At 63.8% G+C, this 12,177-nt stretch carries 8 protein-coding genes; 7 read left to right on the top strand and 1 reads right to left on the bottom strand.

From position 1 onward, the window contains the following. The first annotated feature begins 36 nt into the window (after positions 1 to 36). The 4 genes from GJV26_RS00940 to GJV26_RS00925 all read left to right on the top strand — a co-directional run bounded on the left by GJV26_RS00940 (position 37) and on the right by GJV26_RS00925 (position 3,873). Entirely contained in the window at positions 37 to 657 is a 621-nt protein-coding gene (locus GJV26_RS00940) for an XAC2610-related protein (protein ID WP_155706849.1), read from the top strand. A gap of 315 nt (positions 658 to 972) precedes the next feature. Beyond that, positions 973 to 1,332 carry a hypothetical protein gene (locus tag GJV26_RS00935; protein WP_155706847.1) on the top strand — a complete coding sequence of 120 codons (360 nt, stop codon included), beginning with the start codon at positions 973 to 975 and terminating at the stop codon, positions 1,330 to 1,332. 1,102 nt (positions 1,333 to 2,434) lie between these two features. Next, a complete protein-coding gene (locus tag GJV26_RS00930; RefSeq protein ID WP_173346109.1) occupies positions 2,435 to 3,058 on the top strand; it encodes a hypothetical protein in 624 nt (207 codons plus the stop codon). Positions 3,059 to 3,402: 344 nt separating this feature from the next. After that, positions 3,403 to 3,873 carry a hypothetical protein gene (locus tag GJV26_RS00925; protein ID WP_155706844.1) on the top strand — a complete coding sequence of 157 codons (471 nt, stop codon included), beginning with the start codon at positions 3,403 to 3,405 and terminating at the stop codon, positions 3,871 to 3,873. Between the two features lie 316 nt (positions 3,874 to 4,189). On the opposite strand, the gene GJV26_RS00920 is transcribed toward GJV26_RS00925, so the two are convergent. Continuing rightward, positions 4,190 to 7,513, bottom strand: a complete 3,324-nt coding sequence (locus GJV26_RS00920) for a DUF8487 domain-containing protein (RefSeq protein WP_155706842.1) — start codon at positions 7,511 to 7,513, stop codon at positions 4,190 to 4,192. Positions 7,514 to 7,815: 302 nt separating this feature from the next. On the opposite strand from GJV26_RS00920, the gene GJV26_RS00915 reads away from it, so the two are divergent. From GJV26_RS00915 to GJV26_RS00905, 3 genes are read left to right on the top strand one after another with little or no spacing between them, the layout of a single operon-like run. After that, positions 7,816 to 9,804 (top strand): TonB-dependent receptor plug domain-containing protein, encoded by a 1,989-nt coding sequence (locus GJV26_RS00915; protein WP_229419129.1) that lies wholly within the window; start codon positions 7,816 to 7,818, stop codon positions 9,802 to 9,804. Beyond that, entirely contained in the window at positions 9,794 to 10,288 is a 495-nt protein-coding gene (locus tag GJV26_RS00910; protein ID WP_173346108.1) for a YfiR family protein, read from the top strand. The genes GJV26_RS00915 and GJV26_RS00910 overlap by 11 nt, the downstream gene beginning before the upstream one ends. Continuing rightward, complete coding sequence (locus GJV26_RS00905; protein WP_155706838.1) at positions 10,285 to 12,156, top strand: putative bifunctional diguanylate cyclase/phosphodiesterase; 1,872 nt, start codon at positions 10,285 to 10,287, stop codon at positions 12,154 to 12,156. Before GJV26_RS00910 ends, GJV26_RS00905 begins: the two co-directional genes overlap by 4 nt. Positions 12,157 to 12,177: the final 21 nt, after the last annotated feature.

Genomic DNA, 12,177 nt, shown 5'->3' with positions numbered 1-12,177 from the left:
TAAGCTTGGCGTCCCGATCATTTGTGGAGTGATACCGTGGCGCGTTTACCGGACTTCCTTGCTTTCCTTGTCTGGATGATGGCCCACCTGGCGGCAGCAGCAGCTGCCGTGGCACCGGAGGCAGATCCTTGGTGCGGCCCGAACAGCGGAAAGTCAGGGGCCAGCGCGCTACGGGTCGAGTGGGTACCGGCCACGAAAGAAGAATTCGAGCTCAAGGGCAGCGTGCGCGTTCGCGACGTGCGCACCGGCAAGGTGCTGCATGAGATCGGCCAGCTGGAGAACTGGTACGCGCACAGCGAGGCGCTTGACCCGGATGACGCCACCGCGCCCGGCATCGACACCCGCGACTTCAACAACGACGGCTGCCGCGACCTGGCCGTGCTCCAGGACAAAGCGGGCATCGGCAACGAAAGCCATGCAGTGTTCCTGTATGAGCGCGCCACGCGGCGCTTCGTGCTGCACGAAGGGCTGTCAGCGATCGGCGGCCTGGATATTGACGATCGCGACAGAAACTGCGTAACCGCCTTCTGGAAAGCGGCGCCGCCGACGTCGGCACCGAGAAGCACTGCTGGGTCAAGGGAAAGCTGGTCAAGCGCGAGGAGTATTCGGTGTCGCCGGTGTACCGGAACGATAAATTCCGATGCTACCAGCACGTGACGACCACCTACACAGGCAGCGGCAGGAAAAAAGTCAAGCGCGCATGCACGAAGGAGTTCTGAACTTGGCAGGGCAGCCTGCACATATACTGCCGTCACCATGCCCTGGCAGTCCGGCAGCATTCCCATCGGCCTCCTCAAACTAGGTGACCACTACCCGCCGTTAATTCACTCTGCTGAAGCTTTAGGTCGAAATGCTCGGAAAACAGCCGCTATGAAATTCTGTAGGCTTGCTGGTTTGTAAGCTGATAGCCTAACGCGACAGGCAGCTATCGGTCAGAAGCAGTCATTCAAGTTCAGCACATTTGAAGAATATATGGACGCACCAGATGCCAAGATTGCATGCAGAGAAGTCATTGATGCTTGGTCAAACCTTGCTAAGTTAGTTGACTTCGCTGAGCAACGGCATGGATTCGGAAATAGCGATGGCGGATTCGGTGCTATCTACCCTGGTGATGTAGATGGATACATGGCGGAGGTAGAGGGTGTCCATGTTCCCGACGGGGCGGTTCTACTATACGGCTATGCGATTGCCATCCCCCCAGGGTACGAAATTCTGGTTGAGGAGTCGGTCTACCTCCGCAATCTATTATACGTATTGCGAGAGCATGCACTGACCGCTGAGGCCAAACGAGTTACTGTTCTGCTAAACACCGTACCGACTACACCCAGTTGAGACTTCTCGACCGTCCACTTTGGGGCGGCAGCCGCCGGTCGTGACAGTCTGTGAATTTTCCGGATTGGCAAGCTACTATGCTGGTCGAACGGCCGAGATCGGCCTGAAGCGGACGGTCGCATAGACGACAGTCTTGTACGTAGTCGAGTTCACCAAAATACATTGTCATGAGAGAAATTGAAAAGCGCCTCATCAAAGCCCAAAAGAGCTTACAAATTAAGCCGGGCGACATTTACGAGGACTGTGCTTGCCACCCGGTTCTATGTGTCAAAGTCGACTATAAAAATGACGACATTTGGGGTATCTCGTTGATAGACGGTTCACAACCTCGAAGCTGCAGTGTCCTGCACTGTGGTGTCCGCAAGTTGACTGTAGATGAGGCATGGGAAATAAAACAGTTTGGCCCAAGTGACCCCGAGGTTCGGCAGCGGGCTAAAAACAAGTGGTGGCCAAGTTGATGCACTGGCCAATTGCAGTCTCCACGGCTGCTAATGAACGTCTGCAATGGGGCAGCACCGGTCAGCTGGCGTACTCTGCTTTAGGTGAATGCAGACGGAGATGATATGGTCCATCCAACACTTGCAAGTTCTCGCGCTACACGAGATGGGGGAATTTATGCACTGGCTGCGCTGGATTTTTCCTTGACCACCGCACTGGCGGGGCTACCTGCTGAGCAAGCGCAGGACTTGAAGCATACTTTGGCCGAGTGATGGGGGAAATAATTGAATACATCATCAACCCTGCGGTACAGGAATTTCCTGAACTGATCCCGAAAAAATGCGAATGGACCAGCATCGTCATAGAACATTCGGCTCGACTCAGCACGCGATCCAGAACAGGAGCTATGGACTCATCCCAGGCATCGACTTCCGACGAATAGTTCCCAACGATAAGGGGGCTGCGGATTTCAGCGATTCATCTATGGCTGCTTCGTGGCCTGAGCGGCCGGTCGTGACAATGTGTGATTTTCCCCGCTTGCCAACCTGCTATGCTGGTGAATGGCCGGGTTCGGCCAAAAGCGGCCATTCCTAGTAACGCATCTGGATGCAAGGCCAACGGCTACCAGCGGCATCAATAACCCCCGAATCGGATCATAATGACAATGAACCCAAGCGACTTGCACGTGGGCGCGGTTTTTCAGCGGGAATGGGACAGCTGTCCGATCAGAGTCATTGCGTTTGACGACGAACAAGTCATGTACGATTGCTGGTGGCCCCACATCCCCGGCTGGGGAATCGACTCGCTGAACCGCACTATTTCATATTACCGGCTTCCGCTTTCGCTGTTGTTAAAGAAGTCTACATATTTGCGAACAGACGAGTACACGGAAGTTGAGTTGTGTATTCACCGTCCGGATTTGCCTTTCGGCTTTGCCCGATTTGCTGATCTTGAATGGCCATCGATACCGCCAGTGGCCGAGGACGACTTCCCCGGCCATACATCATTTATGGCAGGAGTCGAAGCAAGCAATCCACTTCTGCATACGGAAAAACTCTATCTACATCCATTTGGACCGAAAGGAAGTGTCAAGCCTGGCGTACTTCTGGAATCCGAAAATCCTACGGGATTCACTGTTGACGAAGTGCTATGGCATGCAGCGCGACTGCAAGCTCCACATCTTCGCGAAATTAAGGTCACGACCGGTGTCGGAATTTATCGATCAGGCATCCAACGTAAGTTACCTTCCTACTACATTTGGGGCGCAAAAAGCCGCATGGAAGAATAAGATTGCCGGTCGCGTAACGTCTGCTTCGGGGCGGAAACGGACACAAGCAATTATATGTATTAGTGAAAACTTCCGAACGCTCTGATCAATATCGGCAAGAATGCGGGTTTTCATTTGGAGCCAGTACCATACTCCAGGATGACCGGTTCACAATGATCTAAATTGGTCTAATTTGAACTGAAAGAGTCTATGTGTGTCGATTTTCGCCAACGCCACGACTAAACCCATCTAAAAAGTATGGCCGCACGTCTAATTTGATCAATATCGAAGAAATCAAAGTCTAAAACAATCTTGCTCCATTATCACGGTCAAATATTCTAGACGCTTCTAGAAAGGGCCGAATCATGGAATGCGAAACAAAGCAGGCAGTCTATCTTCCCATCGTGGATTTCCCGGAACTGGAACTCCATCTGCTTGAAACACGTCCCGGCCTGAAACCGGATGCGTTCATCAATGATCTGATAAGACATTGGCTGGCAAGGGATATCGAACGCGCGGTGTTGCGAACGAATGGTCCAGCCTTGCGAGGCTTCCAGTGGAAAACCTTGTTTCTGCCCGAAGGCACGATATTGCGAACGAGTCATCGCGATGAGGTGGAATTTGCCAAGGTAAGCGGTCATCGCATCGTGTCGGCAGACGACGCAACATTGACGCCGTCGTCGTTCGCCAATCGCCACGCGAGCGGGCGCAATGCCTGGCGTTTTGTCTGGCTGCGGTTTCCCGGCAACGATTGCTGGGTACGTGCTGACGAATGCCGGGAGCGGGCCGGGAATCTGCCGCGAAAACAGTCTATGCAAGAGGCCGAGCCAGGCTAAGCCAGTCGATAAGGTATCGCGTGACAGTCTATTCCACTCTCAACCTGACGGTGTGAAGTCTATTTCGGTCTGCATTGCCGCATGCGCTGGCTGACTTTCACGCGTTTTAGACCATATCGGCCTGTTTTGGACCGAATTAGACCGTGTGGCGAAAAGGGGCACCGTCTCCCTAGGAGTAAGCCCTCGACCCTGCATCACTGATGCCGGGCCGCCCAATGACGGCGACCAGAGATTTCTTCCGCTCGCCCGCTCATCTGCTGGCGCTTCGCGAAAAGGTCGCCGCGCCGCTTCCACCCTTCCACGTGCGGCGCGGCCCTCAGTGCTTGCCAGCGTGGGCGGGCCGCGGCGGTTTCCGGTCCTCCATTCCCGCCTCGTCCACATCCGAGGACGTCGAGCGCGACCGCTGGTACTGCAGCTCGCCGCCCTCGTCCGGCAATGGAGCGCCGGTGTATGACACGGCCACGTCGGCCAGCGCGCTGGCGCGGTCGGCACCGAAGCCGGACAGCGCGGTCAGCTTCAGCCAGCGCGCGCTGACGTTGTCGAAGCGGACCGATTGCGGATCGAACGTAGAGCCGAGCGTGGCGCGGGTGACGTCGCGCCACTGGCTGCCGTCGTCGCTCACCTGCACCAGCCACTCGCGCACGTCGCCTTCATGGTCGCGGTGGTTCTGGCGCGGCATCAGCACCAGGCCGTCGAACGGCACAGCGGACGGGAAGGCGATTGTCAGCGCCGGCTGCGGCCGCGGGCCGTCGCCTTTCGCGGTTTCCAGCGCATAGGTGTTCGGATCGCCGTCGATCGTCCTGCCGGCATCCTTCCAGCCGCTAGCGGTGGCGCCGAGCTTCTTCATCACGCGGGTATCGAACAGGGAAGCGCGGATCGCTTCCGCCGCGACCGCGGTACGCGGCGCGAACGCCGCGCTGCCCATGTAGTCGAGCACGGACTTGCGCAGCTGGCGCGCCACCACGCGCTCGTCCAGGCCGCTGTCCAGGTCCGCGGTGGAGACCATCAGCCGGCCATTGCCCACGCGCGCCTCGAACAGCAGGCCGAGCTTGTAGTTGCGGTTCCAGTCGTCGATCGGCTGCACGAGAGGCTGCAGGCCGCGTGGCAGGCGGGCCAGGTTCATGGCGCGCGCCTCGGCCGCCAGCTCGGCCCATTGCCAGTCGTAGTGGTCGTCGGTGGGAAAGCCGGCGAGGGCAGGGTGCGCCTTGTCGATCCACATACCGAGCATGCGGCTCCAGCCGGGGTTCATCAGGCGGTTCCAGAACACCGGCACGTCCGCCAGCGGCGGCGAGGTCCAGTCCAGGTCCGCCTTGCGCGGCAGGTACAGCACCTTGCCGCCGGCCGCCAGCCGGGCCTCGGCTTGCGGCCAGGTCCTGGTGACCAGCACGTCGTCCGGCGCGTCGGCCGCCAGCTTTTCGGGATAAACCCAGAAATTCCAGTCGTTCTCGATATGCGTGCCGGCCAGGCCGACCACCAGCCGGTATTTCGCCGGTGCCTTCAGGCCGGCCAGCGGCAGGGCGATGCGGCCCAGCTGCGTATTGCGGCCGACGGGCAGGTCGGTGGCGGCGAAGCTGCCGCCGGCCACGCTGGCGCCTGCAGCGTCGACGATCTTCCATGACGCCTGCGCGCCGCGCAGCATGGCACGGCCGTAGTGCGCGATCTCCACCGGCACGTCCAGCGTGTCGGCGCTGGTGAGCACCAGGCGCGTCACGCGCGCCAGCGGCACCGTTTCGCCGTTGAAGCGGCGGAACCCCTCGGCGCTGGCATAGCCCTTCGGTTCCCAGAACGTGTCGAGCAGGCCGACGAGCGCGGTACCCTGGCCCAGGTAGTCGTGCAGGTCGAGCAGCTGGTAGCCGCTCATGCCCGGCGTGCGCAGGATCGCCTCGATCTCTTCCTTGTAGCAGGCCAGTTGCCATTTGCCGGAAGCGAGGGCGAACTCGCGGTTCTTTTCCAGCACGCCGTGCGCCCTGGCGGAATCGCGGAAGATCTCGTAATTCCCCGGCCGCAGGTAGCCGGTGAACTTGTCGATCACCGAGTAGTCGGGGTAGGCCACCCACTGGCCGTTCTCGTGCGACAGCACCGGCACGCCGATGCCTTCCAGGGAGGCAGTGTAGTCGCGGCCGAACCAGCCGGACTTGTTGCGCAGCGGCTTGGGACCGATGCGCTGGATCGCCAGGTAGTCGGTGCCCTTGTCGACATCGGGCACCGCGGGTTCCGTGTGGCCCGTGCCGTTCGTGTAGAGCCGGCGTGGGTCGGCCAGGCGGTAATGCGCGATCCACTTGTCGAATGCCGCCTTCCAGTTGCCCTTCGGTTCGTTGCTGGGACTGAACAGCAGGAACGACGGGTGGTTGCCGTAGGCGCGGATCATCCGTTCCGTTTCCTCGTACAGCATCGCCTCCATCGGCGTGCCGGGCGACACGGTATTCCACATGCCCGGCTCCGGCTGCAGGTAAATGCCCACTTCGTCGGCGGCCTGGAACGCCGCTTCCGGCGGATTGAACGAATGGAAGCGCACGTGGTTGATGCCCCACTGCTTGTTGATTTTAAAAATCTTCTTCCAGTAGGCCACGTCGGTGGGCGGGTAGCCCGTCAGTGGGAAGTCGCCGCCGTGGTGCGTGCCGCGCATGAACGTCGGGCGCCCGTTGACGAGCATCTGCGTGCCTTCGGCGCGGATCTGCACGAAGCCGAATTTCACGTCGCGCGCGTCGTTGGCCAGCGGGCCGTCCAGTTCCAGCTTCAGCGTGTGGATGGCGGGATTCCACTCGTCCCACAGCGCGGCATCGCGCGGATAGCGCACGGTGAACGCGGCATCGCCGCCCCGGGCCGTCCAGGCGACGGCGATGCGCCGGCCGTTCGCCCGCACGGTGCCGCTGCCGGCCTTGCCGCCGGTGTTGCCGATCTTCAGCCGCACGCGCACGGTGCGCCCGGCGACGTCGGGGAATACCTGGGCATCGTCGATCCACACCGGCGACGTGGCGCGCAGTTCCACCTTGCCGACGATGCCGTTCCAGCTCATGCCCAGCGAGTCCGATACGCTGTGCGAATCGGGCCGGTAGTTCATCAGCATCCGGCTGTCCACGCGCACCGTGATGCGATGCCGCCCCGGCGCCGGCATCCCCAGGTCGTAGGCATGTTCGGCCACCAGGCTGCGGTTGCTGCCGATCTCCCGGTCGTCCAGCCATAGCGTGGAACCCCACCGGGGGCGTTCCATGCGCAGCACCACGCGCTTGCCGCGCCACGCGGCCGGCACGTCGATTTCGCGCTGGTACCACGCCGCGCCCAGGTAATGGCGGGGCGGCTGCGACAGGAACGGCACCTTCACGTTGCCCGGCTGCGTGTAGGCCTTGTAGTCCTCGCGCTGGTGCCAGTCCTTGTCGTACAGCGAAAGCACCCAGGGCGTCGTTGTGGAAATCTCGTCGCCGTGGCCCTGCGCGTTCAGGATGCCGGGCAGCGCGATGCTGTCGGGCAGCACGCGCCCATGCCAGCGTGCCGCGATGCCTTCATCGCTGCGGTCGAGGGCGAAGCGCCACGTGCCGGCAAGGTCGAGTGGTTCGGCGGCCCGCGCCGGCGCGACGAGGATCAGCAGCGCGGCGCCGTACGGGAGGGCGAGCCGGTACGGCAGCGAGGCGAAATGTGGCATCGGGAACAGGGCAGGTGGACGGTGCCCGCATTATGGCGCGCCGCGCGGCACGTGGCGGCCGACGGTGCCAAGCAGTCAACAACATGAGCAGGATGCACCAGACGTGGTCACAACTGCACCAGATTGTTGCATGTACGCACAAAATGTTAACCATAAAATATTTTGCGTCACATTCGATAGCGAATCACAGTAACATGTTGCCATACGTAAATTATCCAGCGGCAGGATGTTGATGCCGCGGTCCACCGGGCGAACCAGCCGTGAACAACCATAAAATTCCTCGCCATTTCATGCATCACCCCATGCGCCGCCGCCTCGTGCTGGCGCTGGCCCTGCAAGCCGCCCTTGGCGTCACGCCGCTCCACGCCGCGCCGCAAGACGAGCCGGCCGACGACCTTGCCGCGCTGCCGCTCGAAAGCCTGATGGGCGTGACCGTCGTCACGTCCGCGTCGCGCTTCGCGCAGCGGATCAGCGACGCGCCGGCCGCCGTCTCGGTGCTGACATCGCAGGACGTCCGCGAGCACGGCTGGCGCACGCTGGCCGAAGCGCTGGCCAGCCTGCCGGGCCTGTACATTTCCGACGACCGCAATTATTCCTATCTCGGGGCGCGGGGCTTCCAGCGGCCCGGCGACTACAATGCCCGCTTCCTGCTGATGATCGACGGCGTGCGCCTCAACGACAACCTGTACGACCAGGCGTCGATCGGTACCGAGGGCATGCTCGACATGGATCTCGTCGAACGCATCGAATACGTGCCCGGCCCCGGCGCCGCCGTGTATGGCTCGAACACCCTGTTCGGCGTGATCAACGTGGTCACCAAGTCCGGCAGCGCGCTGGCCGGCGCGCAGGCCGCGGTGGTGGTGGGCAGCCGGGGCGAACGCCGCGGCCGCGCCAGCTACGGCTTCCATGCGCAGGACGGTACCGACGTGCTGCTCTCGGTCAGCGGCTTCACGCGCGATGGCGGCGACCTGTATGCCGCGGAATTCGATACGCCGGAGCAGAACGACGGCATTGCCGCGGGTCTCGACTTCGACCGCTCGCGCAGCGCGTTCTTCAAGGCCTCGCGCGGCCCGCTGTCGTTCAGCGCCGGCCACCTGACGCGGGTGAAAGGCATCCCGACCGCGTCGTTCGGCGCCGTGTTCAACGCGCCGAACCAGACGCGCGACGCGCAAAGCTTCGCCAGCGTGGGCTATACGGCGCCGCTGACGGACGAGCTGTCCTTCTCGGCCCGGCTGGACTGGGGGCGCGTCGCCTATATCGGCGCGGGCCTCTATCCGGATGACGAAGACCGGCCGCGCATCAATGTCGATGGCGCCCATGGCACCTGGTACGGCCTGAACGCCACCGGCACGTACAGCGGCCTGGCCGGCCAGAAGCTGCTGGCCGGCATCGACGTCCAGCGCAACGCCCGCCGCGACCAGTACAATTTCAACCTGGACCCCTACGAACTGACGATGGACGACCGCCGCGCGGACAACCGCGCCGGCATCTTCATCGAGGACGAAGCGTCCATCGCGACGGACCTGATCCTCAATGCCGGCCTGCGCTACGACCACGACAGCACCACGGGCGGCCGTTTCAACCCGCGCGCCGCGCTGATCTGGCACGCCGGGCCGAAGGATACGCTCAAGCTGATCTACGGCACCGCCTACCGCTCGCCGAACGCCTACGAACTGTATTACGACGTCGACGCCTATGCGGTCGCCAATCCCGGCCTGCGGGCGGAGAAGATCGCCACGGGCGAACTGATCTGGGAACGCCAGCCGGACGCGTACAGCAAGCTGTCGGCGGCCGCGTTTCATTACCGGATCACCGACCTGATCACGGAAACGCTGCGTCCCGACGGCATTCTCATGTTCGACAACACCGAACGCGCCTCGGCCAGCGGCGTCGAACTGTCCGGCGAACGCCTGTTCCCGGGCGGCACGCGGGTGCGCGGCAGCTACACGTACCAGTATGCCGAAGACGAGAAAGGCGGGTGGCTGGTCAACTCGCCGCGCCACCTGCTGAAGGTGAACGCCACCTGGGCGCTGCCGGGCGACGCGCTGCGCCTGGGCACCGAAGGCCAGTGCACGTCGCGCCGCCTCACTGAAAACGCGGTCACCGGCGGCTACTGCACGTGGAACCTTACGCTGCTGCCGGCACGCCGCACAGGAAAGCTGGACTGGTCGGTCAGTGTCTACAACGCTACCGGGCGCCGCTATGCGGACCCCGCCGGCCCCGCCTTCGTGCAGGAAGCGGTCCCGCGCGAGGGCCGTACGGTGCTCGTCAAGACGGGTTATGCGTTCTGAGCGCGCAATTCCCGCGCTGCTGGCGCTGTCGCTGTGCATCACGGCAGTGCCGGCCAGCCACGCCCAGACCAATGACGGCGCGCTGAAGGCCGCCTATATCTACAACATCGCGCAGTTCACGGTGTGGCCGGCGAACGCGGGCGCGCGGCCACTGAACGTGTGCGTCGGCAGCGGGCATCCGCTGTGGCAGAGCCTGCGCGGCCTGCATGGCAAGCCGGTGGGAGAGCGCAGGCTGGCCGTTGTCGAGCCGGGCGCCGCCGCGCCGTGCGACGTGGCCGTGCTGCGCACCGGTGCCGCGCGCCCGGTTGCCGAGGGCAACGGCACGCTGGCCATCGTCGACGAACCGGCGAACGGCTACGCCGGCGCGGTCGCGCTGGTCGAGGAAGCCCAGCAACTGCGCTTCGACATCGACACGAAGGAAGCGGCGCGCGCCGGGCTGCGGTTCAGCTCGCGCCTGCTGCGGCTCGCAAGGAATGTGCAATGAAATTGTTCAAGTCCGTCGCGCCCGATACGCGCATGCCGATCGCGGCGACGCTGCGCAGCGGCCAGCTGCTCGCCGCGGTGGCCGCCCTGGTGATCGCCGGCGCCGTGCTGGTGGCCTACCAGCTGCTCGAGATCCGGCAGTCGTTGACGGACGGCGCCCGCGTGCAGGCCGCGATCGTGGCCGACAGCGTGACCGCGCCGCTGATGTTCGGCGACCGCGAAGCGGCGCAGGAAGTGCTGCGCGCATTCCGCTTTGCCACGGGGCTCAGGGCGGTCGGCATCTATGACCGCAACGGCCGCCGTTTTGCCGAGTTCGCCTATCCGGACAGCCGGCTGCCGCTGGCGTTGCAGGCGGCCCGCGCGGAACGCGACGGCGGCATCGTGGTATCCGACACGGTGCGCTACCGCGGCGAAGTGGTGGGGCACACGGTCCTGCATATCGGCACCGACCGGTTGCACGGGGCGATACTGCGCTATGTGGGGCTGCTGGCGGTGGCGTCGCTCGGCGCCATGCTGGTGTTCGCCACGCTGGGCCGGTCGACCCGCGCCCGCGTGGCCGCCGCCGAGCTGAAGCTCGACTACATGGCGCACACCGACCACGTGACGCAGCTGCCCAACCGCCACGCCACCTACGGGCACCTGGAGCGGCAGCTGGCGCAGGCCGGCGCGGCCGGCACCCAGGTCGCGCTGCTGCTGGTCGACCTGGACAATTTCAAGATCGTCAACGACACGGCCGGCCACGCCGCCGGCGACGAACTGCTGCAGAAGGTGTCAGCCGCGCTGGCCGGCGCGGTGCGTGCGTCGGACCTGGTGGGCCGCATCGGCGGCGACGAATTCGCCATCGTCGTCGCGCCGGTGCCCGGCCGCGCTGCCGCCGTGGCCATCGGCGACAAGGTCACGCAGGCGCTGCGCCATCCGTTCGCGGTGGCGGGCGGCGAATTCTTCGCCACCGCCAGCGTGGGCGTCTGCCTGTATCCGGACGACGCGGCCACGATGAGCGAGCTGGTATCGAGCGCCGACACGGCGCTGTACCACGCCAAGCAGTCGGGACGCAACCGCCTGGCCGAGTTCGTGCCGGAAATGACGGCCGCCACGCAGCGCCGCGCCGCGCTCGAACGAGAGCTGCGGCGCGCGATCGGCGCCGGCCAGCTGGCCGTGCATTACCAGCCGCAGTTCGACTGCGCCAGCGAGGCGCTGGTCGGCGTCGAGGCGCTGCTGCGCTGGCGCCACCCCGAGCATGGGCCGATTTCGCCGGCCGAGTTCATCCCGATCGCCGAGGAAAGCGGCCTGATCGTGCAGTTGGGCGCCTGGGTGCTGCAGCGTGCTTGCGCCGAGGTGGCGGGCTGGGAGCGCGCCGGCGGGCCGGCGCTGACGCTGGCCGTCAACATGTCGGCGCGCCAGCTGCGCGAACCGGGCTTCATCGAGGATGTGATGCGCGCGCTGGCCGGCAGCGGCCTGCCGCCAGGCCGGCTCGAGCTCGAGCTGACGGAAAGCCTGCTGATGGAAGACGTGGAAGGCGCCGTCGCGTTCATGCAGGCGGTACGCGCGACGGGCGTGCGCCTCGCCATCGACGATTTCGGCACCGGCTACTCGTCGCTGGCATACCTGCAGACCTTCCCGATCAACCAGCTGAAGGTGGACCGCAGCTTCGTGCAGCTGCTGCCGGAGCGCGGTGAGACGATCATCCACGCCGTGCTGGCGCTGGCGCGGGGCTTCGGGCTGACGGTCGTGGCCGAGGGTGTCGAGGAACCGGCGCAGCTCGAATGGCTGCGCCGGGCCGGCTGCGACGTGGTGCAGGGCTACCTGCTGGGCAAGCCGATGGCGCCGGAAGACTTCGCGGAACGCTTCTTGACGGTTAGGACTCCTTGACATGGCTGCGCCTGCGCACTA

Origin of the sequence: Pseudoduganella dura (assembly GCF_009727155.1) — a bacterium.
Lineage (GTDB): Bacteria > Pseudomonadota > Gammaproteobacteria > Burkholderiales > Burkholderiaceae_D > Rugamonas > Rugamonas dura.
The sequence above is the reverse complement of the archived record's forward strand: the minus strand, read 5'-3'. Positions and strand labels throughout refer to the sequence as shown.

Excerpts from the sequence above, each read along its gene's own strand:
- GJV26_RS00905 (WP_155706838.1), top strand. The coding sequence starts at position 10,285 with ATGAAATTGTTCAAGTCCGTCGCGCCCGATACGCGCATGCCGATCGCG.
- GJV26_RS00930 (WP_173346109.1), top strand. The coding sequence starts at position 2,435 with ATGAACCCAAGCGACTTGCACGTGGGCGCGGTTTTTCAGCGGGAATGG.
- GJV26_RS00920 (WP_155706842.1), bottom strand. The coding sequence starts at position 7,513 with ATGCCACATTTCGCCTCGCTGCCGTACCGGCTCGCCCTCCCGTACGGC.
- GJV26_RS00915 (WP_229419129.1), top strand. The coding sequence starts at position 7,816 with ATGCGCCGCCGCCTCGTGCTGGCGCTGGCCCTGCAAGCCGCCCTTGGC.
- GJV26_RS00925 (WP_155706844.1), top strand. The coding sequence starts at position 3,403 with ATGGAATGCGAAACAAAGCAGGCAGTCTATCTTCCCATCGTGGATTTC.
- GJV26_RS00910 (WP_173346108.1), top strand. The coding sequence starts at position 9,794 with ATGCGTTCTGAGCGCGCAATTCCCGCGCTGCTGGCGCTGTCGCTGTGC.
- GJV26_RS00935 (WP_155706847.1), top strand. The coding sequence starts at position 973 with ATGGACGCACCAGATGCCAAGATTGCATGCAGAGAAGTCATTGATGCT.